15 protein-coding genes are annotated in these 15,552 nt (G+C 73.3%); 4 read left to right on the top strand and 11 right to left on the bottom strand.

Annotated features, from left to right (window positions below):
- Nucleotides 1-5 precede the first annotated feature (5 nt).
- Complete coding sequence (locus ACH4MY_RS27845) at nt 6-314, top strand: CU044_2847 family protein (RefSeq protein ID WP_398006483.1); 309 nt, start codon at nt 6-8, stop codon at nt 312-314.
- Nucleotides 315-404: 90 nt separating this feature from the next.
- Here ACH4MY_RS27845 and ACH4MY_RS27840 read toward each other — a convergent pair whose 3' ends face one another.
- The gene (locus ACH4MY_RS27840; protein WP_398006482.1) at nt 405-2,033 is read right to left on the bottom strand and encodes a poly(3-hydroxybutyrate) depolymerase; all 1,629 of its coding nucleotides are present in this window, start codon (nt 2,031-2,033) and stop codon (nt 405-407) included.
- A gap of 205 nt (nt 2,034-2,238) precedes the next feature.
- Here ACH4MY_RS27840 and ACH4MY_RS27835 point away from each other — a divergent pair, with 205 nt between their 5' ends.
- Nucleotides 2,239-2,742: a tetratricopeptide repeat protein gene (locus ACH4MY_RS27835; RefSeq protein ID WP_398006481.1), complete on the top strand. Its 504-nt coding sequence runs from the start codon at nt 2,239-2,241 to the stop codon at nt 2,740-2,742.
- 180 nt (nt 2,743-2,922) lie between these two features.
- Here ACH4MY_RS27835 and ACH4MY_RS27830 read toward each other — a convergent pair whose 3' ends face one another.
- A complete protein-coding gene (locus ACH4MY_RS27830; protein WP_398006480.1) occupies nt 2,923-3,243 on the bottom strand; it encodes a cupin in 321 nt (106 codons plus the stop codon).
- The gene (locus ACH4MY_RS27825; RefSeq protein ID WP_398006479.1) at nt 3,240-4,502 is read right to left on the bottom strand and encodes an MFS transporter; all 1,263 of its coding nucleotides are present in this window, start codon (nt 4,500-4,502) and stop codon (nt 3,240-3,242) included. Before ACH4MY_RS27825 ends, ACH4MY_RS27830 begins: the two co-directional genes overlap by 4 nt.
- Before the next feature lie 120 nt (nt 4,503-4,622).
- Between ACH4MY_RS27825 and ACH4MY_RS27820 the strand changes: the two genes are divergently transcribed.
- Nucleotides 4,623-5,510 (top strand): LysR substrate-binding domain-containing protein, encoded by an 888-nt coding sequence (locus tag ACH4MY_RS27820; RefSeq protein ID WP_398006478.1) that lies wholly within the window; start codon nt 4,623-4,625, stop codon nt 5,508-5,510.
- Between the two features lie 112 nt (nt 5,511-5,622).
- Here the strand turns inward: ACH4MY_RS27820 and ACH4MY_RS27815 are convergent, their stop codons facing one another.
- The 7 genes from ACH4MY_RS27815 to ACH4MY_RS27785 all read right to left on the bottom strand — a co-directional run bounded on the left by ACH4MY_RS27815 (nt 5,623) and on the right by ACH4MY_RS27785 (nt 13,713).
- Nucleotides 5,623-6,918 carry a M20 family metallopeptidase gene (locus ACH4MY_RS27815; protein ID WP_398006477.1) on the bottom strand — a complete coding sequence of 432 codons (1,296 nt, stop codon included), beginning with the start codon at nt 6,916-6,918 and terminating at the stop codon, nt 5,623-5,625.
- Between the two features lie 192 nt (nt 6,919-7,110).
- Nucleotides 7,111-8,400, bottom strand: a complete 1,290-nt coding sequence (locus tag ACH4MY_RS27810) for a VWA-like domain-containing protein (protein ID WP_398006476.1) — start codon at nt 8,398-8,400, stop codon at nt 7,111-7,113.
- Complete coding sequence (locus ACH4MY_RS27805) at nt 8,397-9,695, bottom strand: AAA family ATPase (protein WP_398006475.1); 1,299 nt, start codon at nt 9,693-9,695, stop codon at nt 8,397-8,399. Before ACH4MY_RS27805 ends, ACH4MY_RS27810 begins: the two co-directional genes overlap by 4 nt.
- A 133-nt stretch (nt 9,696-9,828) precedes the next feature.
- Entirely contained in the window at nt 9,829-11,241 is a 1,413-nt protein-coding gene (locus ACH4MY_RS27800) for a hypothetical protein (RefSeq protein WP_398006474.1), read from the bottom strand.
- 252 nt (nt 11,242-11,493) lie between these two features.
- Entirely contained in the window at nt 11,494-11,721 is a 228-nt protein-coding gene (locus tag ACH4MY_RS27795; RefSeq protein WP_398006473.1) for a hypothetical protein, read from the bottom strand.
- Between the two features lie 361 nt (nt 11,722-12,082).
- On the bottom strand, nt 12,083-12,661 hold the full coding sequence (locus tag ACH4MY_RS27790) for a suppressor of fused domain protein (RefSeq protein ID WP_398006472.1): 579 nt from the start codon (nt 12,659-12,661) through the stop codon (nt 12,083-12,085).
- A 65-nt stretch (nt 12,662-12,726) separates the two neighbouring features.
- A complete protein-coding gene (locus ACH4MY_RS27785; RefSeq protein WP_398006471.1) occupies nt 12,727-13,713 on the bottom strand; it encodes an AraC family transcriptional regulator in 987 nt (328 codons plus the stop codon).
- A 93-nt stretch (nt 13,714-13,806) separates the two neighbouring features.
- Here ACH4MY_RS27785 and ACH4MY_RS27780 point away from each other — a divergent pair, with 93 nt between their 5' ends.
- Nucleotides 13,807-14,742, top strand: a complete 936-nt coding sequence (locus tag ACH4MY_RS27780) for an NADP-dependent oxidoreductase (RefSeq protein ID WP_398006470.1) — start codon at nt 13,807-13,809, stop codon at nt 14,740-14,742.
- 85 nt (nt 14,743-14,827) lie between these two features.
- On the opposite strand, the gene ACH4MY_RS27775 is transcribed toward ACH4MY_RS27780, so the two are convergent.
- Entirely contained in the window at nt 14,828-15,412 is a 585-nt protein-coding gene (locus ACH4MY_RS27775) for a TMEM165/GDT1 family protein (protein WP_384923489.1), read from the bottom strand.
- Nucleotides 15,413-15,552: the final 140 nt, after the last annotated feature.

Below are 15,552 nucleotides of genomic sequence, written 5' to 3'. Positions count from 1 at the left end.
CTGAGATGACGGACATCACCCAGGTCGCCGTCGGGGACGGGACCCTCTACGTGGAGGCGCGGCGCCTCGGCCCCGACGCGGAACTCGAAGGGCTCGGTGGCCGGCTCCCCGACCTCTCCGCCGTCACCGAGGCGCTCTCCTCCTTCGCCGGACAGATCGGGGACGCCCTCCACCGGGCGGCCCCGGACCGCGCGACGGTCGAGTTCGGCTGTCAGCTCGGCCTGGACGCCGGCAGACTCACGGCCCTCGTCGTCCAGGGCAGCGCCCACGCGAGCCTGCGCGTCACTCTCGAATGGACGAGGCCGCCGCACTGAGCAGCCGGAGTCCCCGCCTAGCGACCGCGTCATGACGGAGGAGCGAGGCTCGGATGCCGCATCCCGGCCTCCGAACCCCGGCCTGCCGTGCTACCGGTACTCGACCGTGAGCGTCACCGGCGTGTCCCGGTTCACGAAGAGGTACGCCGTCCCGGTCGGAGCCGCCGTGAACCCGAGCCGGACCTGTGTGACCCCGCCCCGGTTCAGCGCCGCGAGCGCCTCCGCCGAGAGATCCGTCGACACGGCGCTCCCGGAGGTGAACGCGTCGATCCGCGCCGCGCCCGCCACCGTGGCCGCCGCCGACCAGTCCGCGGGCTCGACCGCGCACGCCCCGAAGCAGCCCGTGCGCACGTCCGCCTGGAGCCGGTTGCCCGTGGGAGAAGCCCAGGGATCGCCCGAGCCGCTGGTCCTGCTGACGGTGAGCCAGGCCCGGGTGATCTCCTTGCCCGCCGGGATCGTCGAGGTGTCGAAGGAGAACACCGACCGGTTCACCTTGCCGTCCGTGCCCCGGCCGAGCGCGAACCCGGAAAGATCCTCCAGGGTGCCGACCGCGGCGCCCGAACCGTCCGCCGCGGCCTTCACGTACCCGTCCTCGGCGTCCGTGCTGGAGAGGACCGTCCGGCCGGAGGTGGGCGGCGGCGTCCCGGCGCCGCGCAGCGCACGCACCATGCCCATGATCGCCTCGATCTGCTTCCCGCCGTGGCGGGCGTAGGCCGTGTCGCCGAGGTAGCCCCACCAGTTCCAGCAGCCGTTCGGATTCTCCAGGGTCGTGGTGGGCGCCGCCTGCGGATACAGCACGATCATGTCGTTGGTGTCGGCGTACTCGTTCAGGTACGCGCCCTCGACGAAGCGGGTCCCGAAGCCCTGGTACGCGTACCCCTGCTTGCAGCCGTGGAGGGCCACGAGCAGCTTGCAGCGCGCCCCCTGGACGCAGGACGCCGGGACGTACGCGAAGCCCTCGGCGCCCATCGACAGGGCCGCCGCCGAGCCGCCCGGCGCGTACACGTTCTGGTCGAAGCGGATGAGTGAGCCGCCGGTGCCGGAACCGGGGGCGGCGACCGATCCGAAGAGGTGCCCGAGCAGCGCCCCCTCCGCGTCGATCCCGCAGCTGTTGAGGAACGGGGTCTGCGTCACCGTGCACGAGTTGGGGCCGAGCGGCGTGATCCAGGCGTGGCCCGCCGCCGTGGACCGGTTGTACTGGACGCGGGCGCCGAAGTGGCCGTAGTAGTCGGCGAGCGCGTCCGCCACCGGGCGCTTCACCGTCGAGTCGCCCGAACCGCTGAACACGTACACCGGGTCTCCGGCCAGATTCTCCACCGGGTCGACCTGGCCCTGTGCCGACCGGTCGCGGGTGGCCTGCTCCAGAGCGGCGAGCTGAAGGTTCTGCGTGGTGTCCATACAGGCGTTGAGCGCCGTGGCGAGCTGGCCGCGCGCGCAGTCGTACGGCCCCGAGGCGAACGCGGCCGAGCCCTGGAAGGTGCCCGAGTAGGCCACGTGCAGCTGGGTGGCCATGTAGCCCCCGGACGACACCCCCGCGCTGAACACGGAGCCGATGTCGTACCCCTGGAGCGTTCCGGGCACGGGCGGGGGAGCGGCGGCCCCGGCGGGGACCGCGGTGGGGAACAGGGTCGCGGCGGCGCAGAGCAGCAGCGCCGCGAGGCGGCGTGGCCCGCGAAGGAGGGCGGGGCGCGGTGCACCCCCGGGGCGGGATGGACTCATCGGACGGAATGGAAGCGTGAGACGGGTTGAACGCATGAGGTCTCCCGGATGGCTCGTTCCTGACGGAGGTTCGGCCGGGAGGCTACGGGCGGTTCGGAGCCCTCCTCCATGGGCGAGGACGCCACAATCAGGCCCGCCGGGTATGGCGGCCCGTCACCTGGCAGCCGCCACGGGGGCGACCGGTGCGAGCTGCGAGGATGCCGTCATGGAACCTCACGAGGAGAAGAACGGCCCCCTGGCCGAGGCGATCGCGCTGCGTGAAGAGGGCCGCCGGGAGGAGGCCCGCGAGCGGCTCGTCGCACTCGCCGTCCAGCACCCGGACGACGCGGAGATCGCCTACCAGACGGCCTGGGCGCACGACGTCCTCGGCCTGGAGGCTGAGGCCGTGCCGTACTACGTACGCGCCCTGGCGGGCACCGGGCTCGGCTCCGGGGACCGGCGCGGGGCTCTCCTCGGCCTCGGCAGCACCTACCGGGTCCTCGGCCGCTACGAGGAGGCCGTCACCCTGCTGACCGGCGCCGTCGAGGAATTCCCCGAGGAGGGGGCCCTGCGGGCGTTCCTCGCGATGGCCCTCTACAACACGGGCGAGCACCACGAGTCGGCCCGCCTGCTGCTCCGGCTGCTCGCCGCCACCAGCGAGGACCCGTCCGTACGCACCTACCGCCGGGCCATCGAGCACTACGCCGAGGACCTCGACGCGACCGAGTGACGCGAGGCCGGCCCGCGGTCCGCCCGGGGCGGTGGGGTGGACTCTCGCGATCCGTCGGCGGAACTCGGTCCGCAGGCGGACAGCGGCCCGCCGGTCGTGGCGGGCCCCTCAGCCTCGCCCGCCCCCTCAGCCTCGCCCGCCCCCTCAGCCTCGCCCGGCCCGTCGGCCTCGCCGGGGCCGTCAGTCGTTCACAGCCGTCAGGAGCACAACGGCGTCGTCCAGCGCCGTCAGCCCGTGCCGCTCCTTGGGGATCATCCGCAGCGTGCCCGCCGAAAGCTCCTCCGCCCACCCGGCCGCCGTCAGGTTCACCCGGCCCCGCAGCACCTGGAGGCTCGCGGCCGGCGGCGCGTTGTGCTCGTCCAGGGACGTGCCGGCGGTCAGGGCGATGACGGTCTGCCGGAGCACCCCGTCGTGCATGACCAGATGGGCGCTGCGCCCGTGCGCCGCGGTGCGGGCCGCGACCAGATGCTCGTCGGCGAGGGCGGTGAGGTCCAGCTTCATGACTCTCCCTGCGGGGTGCGCGGGCGGATACCCCCAGCCTCCCGCGTGCCGTCCGGGACGCAACTCGGGGCCGCCGGTCGTGCGGAGCGCACCACGACCAGCCCGCCGACGGCGACGAACAGCCCGGCGGCGAGCAGAGCGGCCGACCAGCCGTGCGCCGCGTACAGCCAGGACCCGACGAGGGAGCCGAGGGCCCCGCCGCCGAACGTGGCCAGCATGAAGACCGTGTTGACCTGTGCCGCCACCGCCCGGCCGATCCCGAAGATCCGCGCCTGGTTGGCCACCTGGCAGGAGCTCACCCCCACCACCAGCAGATTCGCCCCCGCCACCAGCGCCACGGGGGAGTGGGGGGCCAGACCCGCCGCGCCCAGGCCGAGCCCCGCGAGCAGCAGCCCCCAGGTGCTGACGCGCTCGGGGCCGTACCGGTCGGTGAGCGGACCGGCCGTCGCCGACAACAGCGCCGCGGGCAGCGTCAGCACCCCGAAGAGGCCGGCGGCACCCGGCCCGTACCCGAGCGGCGGCGCGGCCAGATGGAAGGCGAGCACCGCCCAGAACACACTGAACGCGGCGAAGACGCACGCCCCGAGCAGCGCCGGGACCCGCAGGTCGCGGTGGACCACCAGAAGCCGCGGCAGCCCCGCCAGGAGCCCGGCGTACGAGGTCCGCCCGCGTGCCCCGAGCCGCACGGGCAGCCTGCGCGGCAGTACGCACAGCAGCGCCCCCGTCGCGGCGGCGGCCACGACGTAGGCCACCCGCCAGCTGCCGCCGGCATCGGTCACGGCGCCCGAGACCGTTCGGGACAGGGTCGACCCCAGGGTGAGTCCCAGACCGACGAGGCCCACGACGCGGCCCTGCCGCCCGGGGCCCGCGAGCGCCGCCGCCACCGGCGTGAGGATCTGCGGCAGCACCGTCGTCGTGGACAGCGCGAGCGTCGCCAGCGTCAGGGTGACCACGTCGGGCGAAGACGCCGCGACGAGCAGGGCCACGCAGGTGAGCCCGAGCAGCACGCGGGTGAGACGGCGGAGCCGCGCGGTGCCGGCCAGTGGCACGAGCAGCAGGATGCCGACCGCGTATCCGAGCTGGGAGGCCGAGGCGACCAGGCCGGCCGTCCGCTCCGAGACGTCGAGGCCGCGTGCGACGGCGGCGAGGAGCGGCTGCGGGAAGTAGATATTGGCCACGGTGACCGCGCCGGCCAGGGCGAAGAGCGGCATGTTCACGGGCCGGGCGGGTTCTGGGGCGGCACGTCGACTCGGTTCCACGGACTCTCTTCCGTACGGCGAGGGGGATGCCTCCAGGCTCCTCGCCGTCGACCCGGTCGAACAAGATGCGATCATCGAACCGGCGTTGAGTCACGCTAAACGAACGAGAGGAGGGCTCCGGTGCTCGAACGGTACGAACTGGAAACGTTCCTCACGCTCGCCGAGGAGCTCCACTTCGGGCGCACCGGCGAACACCTGGGCGTCTCCACCGGCCGTGTCAGCCAGACGGTCAGGAAGCTGGAGCGCCGCGTCGGCACCCCGCTGTTCGCCCGCACCAGCCGCACGGTCGCCCTCACCCCCGTCGGACGGCGCCTGTACGAGGACCTCCTGCCCGCCTACCGGCAGCTCCGTACGGCCCTGGAGCGCGCCACCGACGCCGGACGCGGCATCCACGGTCGGCTGCGGACCGGCTTCGCCACCCCCTGGGGCGGCGAACTCCTCACGGCCGCCGCCGACGGCCTCCTCGCCCGCCACCCCGGCTGCGAGATCACCGTCCGCGAGGTCCCCCTCGACCGCGGAGTCCGCCCCCTCCAGGACGGGGAACTCGACGTCCAGCTCACCGCCTTCCCCGTGCGCGAGCCGGACCTCACCACCGGCCCGGTCGTCCTCCGGGACGACCGTGTACTGCTGGTGCCGGCCGCACACCCGCTGGCCGGCCTGCCGTCCCTCGGTCTCGACGACCTCGCAGGTCTGCCCCTGATCACCACCGAGGGCGCCAACCCCCGTCACTGGCTCGACCACCACTACCCCCGGCGCACGCCGTCCGGAGCCCGCATCGAACGGGGCCCGGTCGCCGCGACCTGGCAGGAGGTCCTCTCCCACGTCACGGCCGGCCGGGGCGTCGCCCCGGGCGCGGCCCGCGGCGCCCGCTACCACCCCCGCCCCGGCATCGCGTACGTCCCGCTGAGGGACGCCCCGCCCCTGGAGTACGGACTGGTCTGGCGCACCGCAGCCGACTCCGCCCTGATCAGGGCGTTCGTGACGGCGGTCGGCACGCCGCCGTCCTGAAGGCCGACGGACCGGCCGCCGAGCCGCGGAATCGGCGACCGACCGGGAGGATCGGCCGCCGCCCCGGGGGATCGGGCACCGTCCCAGAGGGATCAACCGCCCTCCCCTGGGATCAACCGCCGTCCCGGGGGACGAGAGCCCCCGTCAGATGGTCGTACGCCACATGCGCGTGGAGCCGGACGCCGGTGACGAGGGTGTCGTCGTCCGCGTAGAAGTGCGGGTTGTGATTGGTCACCAGACCGCGGCCGCCGGGCACGGGCACCGGCCGCCCGGACGCGTCCAGGGTCGCGTCCTGGACGCCGAGCATCACGTACAGGCCGCCGAACCGGCTCACGAGCTCGGAGACGTCGTCGTACCCGAGCGTCGCTCCGCTCTCCACCACCCGCTCCTCGCCCACCACTCGGCGGAAGGTCGGCAGCCCCGCCTCGACCCACGGCCCGCTGTTGTGCACGGGTGGCACCGCCTGCAGGTACTCCACCGTGGCCGTCGCCCCGTACGCCGCCGCCGAGTGCTCCGCGAGCGTCGTGAGACGCTGCTGGACCCGGCCCATGTCCGACTCGACGGCGCAGCGGACCGTGCCCCACAGCGTCACCGTCTGCCCGACGATGTTGAAACGGCCGACGTCCTCGACGTGCCCGATGGACACGGTGACCGGGTCGAAGGCGGAGACCTGCCGGTACAGCTGACCGATGCCCGTCAGGACCGCCCCCACCGCCGGCATCGGGTCGACTCCCTCCCAGGGAGTGGAGCCATGGGTCTGCTTGCCGGTGACGACGATACGGACGAGGGTGGACGCGCCGTACTGATTGCCGATCCGGTACCCCACGTACCCCTTCGGATACGGCGTCACATGCAGCCCGAACGCCATCGTGGGCACGGGGTCGGCGAACGCGCCCGCCTCGACCATCGCCCGCGCCCCGCCCTCCTCGGTCACGGGAGGCCCCTCCTCGGCGGGCTGGAAGACGAGGAGCACGGTGCCCGGCAACCGGTCGCGCACCCCCGCGAGCACCGTCGCGGCGCCGAGCAGGGCCGCGGTGTGGCAGTCGTGCCCGCAGGCGTGCGAGACGGGGAACGGGCCGCCCGGGTAGTCGCCGTCGACCACCTCGGAGGCGAAGTCCGTCCCGCACAGGTCCTGGACCGGCAGCGCGTCCATGTCGGCCCGCAGCGCCACGACCCGCTCGCCCGGCAGCCCGCCGCGCAGGACGCCCACCACCCCGTGCCCGGCGACGCCCGTACGGACCTCGTCGAGCCCGAGGGCGCGCAGCCGGTCCGCCACGAGGCGGGCCGTGTTCACCTCACGGTTGGACAGCTCCGGATGCCGGTGCAGATGGCGCCGCCAGGCCACCACCTGATCCGCCACCTCGGCCGCCCGCCTGTCCAGTTCGTCATGGATCGCCTCGCTGCCCAACGGGACTCCCTCTCGTTCCGGCCGGCGCCGTCGTCACGGGGTACGTACTCCACCCAGGCTGCCATCGGAAGCGGGGCCCGGCACCGCTCCGGCACCGTTCCGGGATCGCGCGGGTGAGCCGGTCCAGTGACCGGAGGGCACAGAGGGGTCTGCGGCGGGCGAGGGGGCGGCGTCACCGCGCCGACGTACCGCCTAGCCGATCGTCACTACGCGCGCCCAGTCGGGCGGTGCGTCCGGCACGTAGTCGGGATCGTCCTCGTCCCACGAGCCGGACCTCTCGCGGGGGAAGAGCCCGACCACGGTCCGGCACGGCGGCCTGCTCTCGGGCCAGGGCGTCTGGCCGTCCGTCAGGACCACGATGACGTCCGGCCGGGGAGCCGCCCGCAGCGCCCGCGTGAACCCCGCACGCAGATTCGTACCGCCACCGCCCACCAGGGGAATGCCCTCGGCACGGCACAACGGGTGCACGGTGTGGGCGGCGGCGTCGCACGACAGCACCGTCACCAGGTCGCGGCGGCCGCCCACGGCCCGGGAGATCGCGGCCACCTCCAGGAGCGCACCGCCCAGTTCCGCGTCGCTCACCGAACCGGAGGTGTCGACGATCACCGAGACCCGGGGAGGCCTGCGCCGAAGACTCGGCAGCACGGCGCCCGGCACCCCCGCCGAACGCCGGGACGGCCGCCCGTAGGAGTAGTCCTCGCCCGCGCCCGATCCGGTGGCCGCCGAACGGACCGCCGCCCCCAGCAGTTCCCGCCACGGCTGCGGGGGATGGAAGACCTCCTCCGCCCACCGTTTCCACCCGCTCGACGCGTTTCCCGGCCGGCCCTTGACCGCCTGCGCCACTCGGAAGCGGACCGCGTCCCGCTGCTGTTCGCTGAGGCCGTCGGCACCCTCCGGCCCCAGGTCCCACTCCCGGTCCAGCCCGTCGCTGCCGCTTCCGCAGTCCAGCCAGGCGAAGGCCTGCGTGCCGGGACCGAGGCCGAACTGGCGCAGGTAGTCCTCCATCAGCTCCCCGGAGGGCAGCCCGAGGAACTCCGGAGTGACCGCGCCCTCGGGCACGACCAGGCCGTCCCCGAACGCGTCGTCGTTGATCTCGCAGTCCGCCGCGATGTTCATCAGGAGCCTCGCCCCCGGACCGGTCATGCCCCGCAGCCGGGCGACGCGGTCACTGCGCCCGTGGTGGTCGCGCAGGAGGTGCGACACCTCGTGGACCCACACCCCGGCCAGCTCCTCCACCGGCGTCCGGTCGACGAAGCCGGGGGAGACGTAGCACCGCCAGTACCGGTCCACGGCCATTGTCGGCACACGCCGGGACTCCACCGTGTGCAGGGCGAAGAGCGCCGTCGCCAGGTAGGGACGGGCCCGGACGGCGAGCAGCCGGGCGGCGAAGAGCTTGTCGAGGTCGAGGGGCCTGACGGTGAGGGTGTCCGCGCCGCCCCCGCCTGCGCCCCCGCCCGTACGCCCGCCTGTGGCCGTGCTCATCGCGCGGCCGGCATGGCGGCCGAGGCCTTCGCGACGACGGCTGCCGCCTCGTCCGCCCGCCGGGACATCGAGACCGCCCCCGCGAGCCGCTCGATGGTCGGTGGCACGTCCCACTCCTCGCGGCGGAGTGCGGCGAGCGACGTCGCCGGGACGACGACCAGATCCGGCGCGCCCGTCTCCACCGCCCTGGCGAGGAGGGCCCAGGCCGCGTCCCAGCGGGACTTCTCCGGGCGTGCCCGGACGGCGGCCACCACACCGTCGAGTGCGGCCTGCCGCAGGTCCCCCCGCTCCGGAAGGACGGCGCCGGCCGGGTCGGCGAGAAGCGTCTCGGGGTCCGGGAGGTCCATCCGGTCGAGACAGGCGAGCAGTTCGAGCCCGGGGCCGTCTCCCACGGTGCCCCGGACCAGGAGGGAGAGCACCTCGCGTGAGGAACCGGCCGCCGTGGCGAAGGCGATGAGACCGAGGCTCATCTCCCAACTGCGGGGCGAAGGCCAGGGCCCGCCCCGCCGGGCTTCGCCGTTGGGCAGCTGGTGGACGAGCTTGGGGCGGGCCGCGAGAAGCCCGCACACCGCGCGCCGGGCGAAGTCCACGGCATGCGGCAGACGCTCCGGGTCGAGCCGGGGCAGCGTCGCCCTCGGCCAGGTTCCGCCGAGGCCGCGCACCACGACGTCGTGGTCGTGGATCCACTGGAGGTGCACGAAACGGTTGGCCAGGGGCGGGCTCAACTCCCAGCCGTCCGCGGCCGAGGCCCGGGGATTGGCCGCGGCCACGATCCGTACCCCGGGAGGAAGACGCAGGGCGCCGATCCGGCGTTCCAGGACGAGACGGAGCAGGGCGGCCTGCACGGCCGGCGGAGCCGTGGACAGCTCGTCGAGGAACAGCAGGCCACGACCTGCCCGGACGAGTCGCACGGCCCAGTCCGGCGGGGCCATGGGGACGCCCTGCTCGGCGGGATCGTCCCCGATCACGGGCAGCCCCGAGAAGTCGGAAGGCTCGTGGACGCTGGCGATCACCGTGGTCAGGGGAAGGTCCAGGGCCTCGGAGAGCTGTGTCAGGGCGGCGGTCTTGCCGATGCCGGGCTCACCCCACAGGAGTACGGGCAGGTCGGCGGCGACGGCGAGAGTCAGGGCCTCCAGCTGGGTGTCGGGGCGCGGTTCCGTGGTGGATTCGCGGAGCAGGGCGAGGAGTTCGCCGGCGACGTCGAGCTGGGAAGCGGACGAGGAAGCGGACGAGGAGACGGCAGCGGAGACGGAAGTGGAAGAGAGGGAGGACGGCGGCGGGGTGCGCAGGGGCATGAGTGGTCACCTGTGGGTTCGTCGTGGGACAGGAGGATGGGTGCCGGGACCGAGGCAGGCGGCGCCGGCTCGTCGCCCGTGAGCCGGGCCCGTCGCCGCTTCGGCCGGGCCGGCGAGGCCGGGGCCGCTCAGGTCAGCGGGTGAGGGTGTGGCGCGGGTGGGTGCGGTGGTGCCGGGGCCGGTCGGGCCCGGGCAGGGCGCGACCGGGCCCCGGGCCGTACAGACCCGCCCGGAAGAGCCCGTACGTGATCCGCCGCCGGGCAGCCGTCTCCAGAGCGTCCCGCAGCGCACCGCCGCGCAGCACGGCGCCGGGGCCCAGCAGGCCCTCGACGACGGCCAGCGCGCCGACGGTGTCGCCGTGGTCCAGGCGTTCGCGGACACCGGTGAGGCACTCCGGGCGGCGGTGGGCCTCGTCGACGGCCTGAAGACAGGGGAGGGGAGGTCCGCCGAGCGCGACCAGAAGCTCCTCGCGACGGAGTTCGGCGGGGCCGTGGTCGAGTGGCGCCAGAACGCCGTCGGACAGACCGATCCGGTGCAGGACACCCCGGCAGTCCACGAGACGCGGCTGCCCCGGCCGGTCCCCTTCCGGGGGCGGTCCGGTCGGCGCGTGGTCCGGTACGAGTGCGGAGGCGACCAGCGGATGCAGTCGCCCCGCCTCGATCAGACCGGCGCGCAGCAGCTCCAGGTCGGGCGGAACCCACGTCGAGGCGTCGGGAAGAACCGGCAGCGCCCGCAGATCCGCAACCGAAGCCGCTGCCGGCGCCGTGACGGATGCCGACGTCGCTGCGCGCCCGTGCATCGACATGGCCGCCACGGAGGTGTCACCGCGCGCGTCGACATCGAGCAACAGCTGACGGCGTGCCCCGAGTCGCACGCGGACGCGTCCGGCGGTGAGCCCTTCGGCCCGCAGCAGGATTCCCGCCTCCGCAGCCCATCGGTCGACGGCGCGGCCCGGTTCCCGTTCGACCGCCAGCGTCGGATCCGTGGACGCCCCGCCCGCCCCGGAGCGGAGCCGCAGTTCGTCGCTGCGGTGGGCGTCCCAGAGGTGGCGGTGCAGGTCGAGGCGGTGGCGCGGATGGGGACGGGCATGCGGATGGCGGTGCTCGCCGGCCTCGGCCCGGGACCGGTCCCACAGCGCGAGGCTCATCCGCTGCCCGGCATCCGCCCATGAGGGCGGGGTCCGCACCACGAGGTATACGGCGTGGGATTCGGCGTCCGTCGAGACGTCGTACCGTGCCAGTGGGACGGTCAGTCCCGGGCGCAGCAGTCCGTCGGGGGCGATCCGCGGCATGTGCCAGCGCAGCAGATCGGGAGCGAGCCGGCGGAGGTCCGCCCGGACCCGGTCGGCGAGTTGCCGCCCGTAGCAGCGGGTCGTGGAGCGCAGGTCGAGATCGACGTCGATGCCGGCGGCGGCGCAGGCGCCCGCCCAGTCCCCGACGGAGCGGCGAAGGGCGGCGGTCTCGATCATGGAGGGCGGCACGGCGAACTCGCGCACGCGCAGCCAGAGGGAAAGGCGGGTGTCGCCGTTCGCGGTGGGAGTGAGCATCAGCACTCACCTTGCGCGGACGGGACCCCCGATCTGGAAGCAGAGTAGGTCGTCATCGCGATGATCGTATCGACGCCTGTTTCGCGGGTCCAAGGCTTTTCTCCGCGCGGGCAGTTCGTCCACCGAAGCACGGCTCCCGGCGGTCGGTGCACGCCCGGCAGCTGGCGCGAGAGGTCCTCACCGCAGGGGGTGAGGACATCTCGCGCCAGCTGCCGGACATCTGCGTCATTCGATGAGTCCCCGGCCTGCCGGTCAGGCGATCTCCTGGCCCGCGGACGCCTTCCGTGTCTGCACGCCGGTGACGACGAGTGCCAGCCCCACGACGACGATGCCGAGGTAGGCGGTGGACGGAAGGTCGACGACCTTGTGCAGCCAGCCCCACTCCGTGCCGAAGAAGGTCTGCGAAGCGAAGCTGACGAGCCCCTGGGCTCCTATGACGTAGCCGATGCTTTCGACGGTGTATCCGATGGTTGTTCGCACGGATCAATCCTCGTGCGGCAATGCCGCAAGATCCTCCTCCGCAGGGCCGAGAACGCAGTAGGCCGAAGGATGCAGTCGCTTGAGCAGTGCACCGGCACGGCACGCAGGCGCGGCAGAGCGGTCGACACCAGACTGTCCGGCGGTTCTGAGGGCGGCAGCGCGATAGAGCGCGCCAGCGGTCGCGGGGGAGGCACCCCGCTGCGCGGCAGATCACCGGTTGCGACGAAGGCCTCCTGGTCCGGGCCTGTCGTGGAGTCGGAGCCGGCTCCGAGGTGCGCCTCCGCGCCGTCGCGGATGCGCTTCAGCAGGGCGTGGGGCGCTCGGTCGTCCGGCGCGGTGGCCGGTCTGAAGGTGTGGTCGATCAGACGACGGAAGCCCGGCGGGGATCGACCGGGTCGATCTCGTGCTCGTCGAAGAGGGTTTCAAGGGCCTCCAGGCCGCCCTCCCAGCGGAAGTTCTTCTCGGCCTCGGTGATCGGCAGGAGCCAGAGAATTCGGGCGTGGGCCCCACCTGTCCAGGTGCAGATCTCGAACTCGGGCCCCAGCGGATAGGGCAGGCTCACGAGGTAGTGGTCACAGGCCGAGTCGTCCAGCCACGGCCGGCCGATGGGGACGGTGTGTCCGACGTCGAGTCGTTGCTCGACAGGCCCGCAGTGGTAGTACGCGTTCATGGTGACGCTCTCCAGGTTGGCCCACTCGTCGCGCGGTGCCGCGAGGAAGAACTCCGTCCCGTGACCGTCGTGCTGTGTCGCCTCCCAGCAGCCCGATGTGACGTAGAGCCACCAGTCCCCCGGATGGGCGGGATGGATCCGGAAGATCCGGAACCCGGGCGCGCGGTCCTCGATCGGCCCCTCCACTCCGGCCACCTCGTCGATGGCACGGCCGGGAAGAGTGCTGCGGAGGTGGTCGAGCAGAGCGGTGCGTGCTGTGGCGTTCGACATTCGATCATGATGCCTCCGGGCGCCCGAAACTCATCGCGGGGGTGCGGCCCCGTTCACCCGCCCTGTCACACCGAGTGCGACGGACCCTCCGTGCCTGCTCGGTCCGCCGCTCCCGGTCGGTTCTCCCGTCGGTACGCGCCGGGTGCGGTTCCGTGCGTGCGTTTGAAGGCGTTGGCGAAGGCGAACTCGGATGTGTAGCCGACTTGGGCCGCGATGGATCTCAGTGGTGCGTCCGATGTCCGCAGCAGGCCTGCGGCGGTGGTCATACGCCACCAGGTCAGGTAGCCGAGGGGTGGCTGGCCGATCAACATGGCGAAGCGTCTGGCGAAGGGAGCCCGGGAGAGCCCGGCTTCCGCCGCGAGTCTCGCCACGGTCCAGGGTGCCGCCGGGTCCCGGTGGACGGCATGGAGGGCGGCGGTGACAGGCGGGTCGTTCAATGCGGCTGCCCACCCCGTGGTGGTTTCTCCGGCAGGCTGTTGTGTGAACCAGATGCGGAGGATGTACAGCAGCAGGGCGTCCAGGAGCGCGGGCACGGCCGCGTCCGTGCCCAGGCGCGGGTTCTCCAGCTCGGCGGCCAGGAGTGTCACGGCGGCGCGCACCTCGGGGTGGCGGTCGGGGTGCGCCGGCAGATGGATCAGGTCCGGGAGGGTCAGTAGCAGCGGGTGAGTGCGGGACGGGTCGAGCCGGTAGGCCCCGCAGAGCACAACGGTGGCCGGACCGCCGTCTCCGCTCCGGTCGACGCTGTCCGAGGCGTAGGCCTCGTACCGCTCGTGGTCGTCGGGGCCGCAGGCAGGTGCTGTCACGGGGGTTCCCGGGCTGTCGGCCAGGGTGTGCCCGCCGCCGTGGGGAAGGAACACCACGTCGCCCTCGCCCAGTCGGACGGGCTCCGCGTCGGAAGGCAGCAGCCAGCAGGAACCCCGCAGGATCACCTGGAAGCCCGCCGACCCGGGTACGGAGGTGAACTCCTGCCCCCACGGGGCGTGCCACCGCACATACGCCGACCGGGGCCGGCCGGTCCGGGTCACCGCGACCACGTCGCTGAGTACGTCCATGTGCTGAGAGTAGGGGTGGGGGCGAGACGATCGCGTATGAAGGGGGCGGTCTGACGCATGGATCGTCTCCTGCGCGGTCCGTAGATTCACGGCATGACGATGATGAAGACCGCGCGTATCCATGAGTTCGGCGATGCCTCCGTGATCCGCTACGAAGCGGTTCCCCGTCCGCGACCGGCCTTCGGTGAGGTGCTCGTCCGTGTCGCGGCGACCTCGTTCAATCCCACCGAGGCCGCTCTGCGGGCGGGAATGCTGCAGGCGTTCCTCCCCGTGGACCTGCCCTACACGCTGGGCTGGGACGTCTCCGGCACCGTGGTCGAGATCGGCGCGGGGGCGGAGGGCTTCGCCGTCGGCGACCGGGTCGTCGGGCGGATCGACAGCGGGGGTGCGGCCGCCGAGTACGTCCGGGCGCCCGCCGCCGTGCTGGTCGCGGCACCGGCGTCCATCCCTCTCGCGCACGCGGCAGCCCTTCCCCTGGCCGGTCTGACGGCCTGGCAGGCGGTGTTCGAACACGGGAAGGTGGCCGCTGGTGAGCGGGTACTGGTCAACGGTGCGGGAGGCGGTGTCGGAGGCTTCGTGACACAGCTCGCCAAGCGCGCGGGGGCCGAGGTGATCGCCACAGCCGGTCCGCGGAGCACCGAGGCGGTCCTGAGGCAGGGGGCGGACCGAGTGATCGACTACACCGCCGGGCCGGTGGGTGCCGCGCTCGACGGCGGGCCGGTGGACATCCTGCTCAATCTGGTCCCGCTGAGCCCGCCGGACGCCGCCGCGCTGGCGCCTCTGGTGCGGCCGGGCGGGCGGATCGTCTCGATCGCCACCCCGATCGAACCGGCTGCCGGTGCCGGGGTGAGGGCGACGCACATGGTCGCTCGCAACGATGTCGCGCATCTCGCGGCGCTCGTGGAACTCGTCGACGCGGCCGCGCTCGGCGTCGATGTCAGCGCCTCACGTCCACTGGCGGACCTCGCCGACGTGCACCGCCTCGGCGAATCCGGCGGGATCCGCGGCAAGGTCGTCGTCATCCCCTGAGCCCGGGCGGCGACCGGCACACGAACGGCCGCCCGTCCCACCGTGGAAGGGCGGGGCGGGCGGCCGTTCGGACGGGCGACCGGTGTCAGCCGGTGAAGACCTCGGTCAGGGACCAGAGGGCGAGGCCCGCCATGCAGATGCCGCCGATGCGCTGCACCGTCTTGAGCGGCACGCGCTTCGCGATGAACCGGCCTGCCACCAGGGCGAGGGCGGAGACGCTCATCAGGGCGGCGAGGGAGCCGATCGCCGTGGACCAGGTGCCGTTCGTGGCGGCCAGGTTGGCGGTGGTGATCTGGGTGAGGTCGCCCCATTCGCTGATGAAGACGGCCATGAAGGCGGTCGAGAAGACGGGCAGGAAGCCGGTGACGGTCTTGCCGCCCTCGTCTGCCTCGTCGTCGTCGCCCCCGCCGCGCAGCAGCATGAAGGCGCCGAAGCCGAACAACAGGGCAGAGACCAGTTTCACGGACCAGCCGGGGAGCAGCCCGAGCAGGCTGCCGGCTCCCACGGCGATGGCCACATGGGCCAGGAAGGCGGTCGAGGTGCCGATCCATACGTACAGAGGACGCATCCGCGTGCCCATGGCGAGGGACGCGAACATCGTCTTGTCGGGAAGCTCGGCGAGGAAGATCAGCCCGAAGGCGGTGAGGATCGCCAAGGGGTCGAGGTGCATACCGGGGCTCTCTGCTCGGTCCGGGCCCGTGGACTCGGCACGACACCTCGGTGGGCGACGGGAGGACCACTCGGCCCGGCATGACGGACCACGCCCACGAAAGCGCGGACGCGGTTGATGCCTGGCCGAAGGTCTCGCCC

This window comes from Streptomyces sp. NPDC017246, assembly GCF_044331325.1.
GTDB lineage: Bacteria > Actinomycetota > Actinomycetes > Streptomycetales > Streptomycetaceae > Streptomyces.
The sequence above is the reverse complement of the archived record's forward strand: the minus strand, read 5'-3'. Positions and strand labels throughout refer to the sequence as shown.